Origin of the sequence: Methylobacterium sp. WL116, from assembly GCF_008039455.1 — a bacterium.
Lineage (GTDB): Bacteria > Pseudomonadota > Alphaproteobacteria > Rhizobiales > Beijerinckiaceae > Methylobacterium.
On record NZ_VRUV01000945.1, the window covers coordinates 1 to 928 of the forward strand.

At 71.9% G+C, this 928-nt stretch carries 1 protein-coding gene and 1 pseudogene; one reads left to right on the forward strand and one right to left on the reverse strand.

What is annotated here, in order from left to right; all coding sequences use genetic code 11:
* Window positions 1-127: 127 nt before the first annotated feature.
* Window positions 128-685: a superoxide dismutase family protein gene (locus tag FV223_RS28645; RefSeq protein WP_147729999.1), complete on the reverse strand. Its 558-nt coding sequence runs from the start codon at window positions 683-685 to the stop codon at window positions 128-130.
* A 133-nt stretch (window positions 686-818) separates the two neighbouring features.
* Here FV223_RS28645 and FV223_RS32260 point away from each other — a divergent pair.
* Window positions 819-928 (forward strand): annotated as a pseudogene (locus FV223_RS32260) (TlyA family rRNA (cytidine-2'-O)-methyltransferase); the annotation flags it as partial.

The window sequence follows — 928 nt, forward strand, 5'->3', positions numbered from 1 at the left end:
GCCGGGGACCGCGCCGCCGCGTCGGATCCGACCGATCCGCCGGTCGGCACGGGCCGGGACATCCCTCGCCGGGCGTCGGCCGCCTTCGACCGAGGGCCTCGTGCCCCTCAACGGATCGTCGTGCGGGTCACTTGATCACCGCGCAGCCGATGCGGTTGCCGGCGCCGCCGATCGGCTGCGTGGTGTGGTCGTCCTCGTTGGCGTGGACGATCAACGCCGAGCCGTCGCCGTCCTGGAGGCCGCCGTCGCCCGTCAGCGGCGTCTCGCTGGAGACCTCGGCGTTCACCGAGCCGTCGGCCGCCGCGTAGACGTTGGGCAGGTCGCCCTCGTCCGGGCCATCGGGGTTGAGCAGGCCGTGCTTGCTCTGGTCGTGGTTCACGTGTGCCTTCGAGTTCATGAACTTGTCGGTGTCGGAGCAGTCGCCGACCGCGTGGAAGTGGATGCCGTGCCAGCCGGGCGGCAGGCCGCCGGCCTTGATCGCGATCCGCATCACCAGCGCGTTCGCGCCGTCGCGGATCGTCAGCGTCCCAATCGGCTCGCCCTTGTTGTTCTTGATCTCGCCGGTGAAGGTCTGGGGTGCGGCGGCCGGAGCCGACTCCGCGGCCGGCGGGGTCTGCGCGAGCGCTCCGGTGGCGCCGGATGCGAAGCCGACGAGGGCTGCGAGCAACGGCAGGGTGCGTGTCATGTGATGGCTCTCCTCTCCACGTCGGGCTAGTTAGGCCGTCATCCGGTCCTCCGACAGGGCTTTCTTCGATCGCGCCGCCCGGGCAGCCCGGCGGCCGGACCATTCGTGACCCCTTCCCCGTGAACCAGCCTCGATGACGCGCGACAGGATCAGGGCCGACCTCCTGCTGGTCGAGCACGGCCATTTCGAGAGCCGGGCGCGGGCGCAGGCCGCCATCGCCGCCGGCCTCGTGCGGGCCGACGG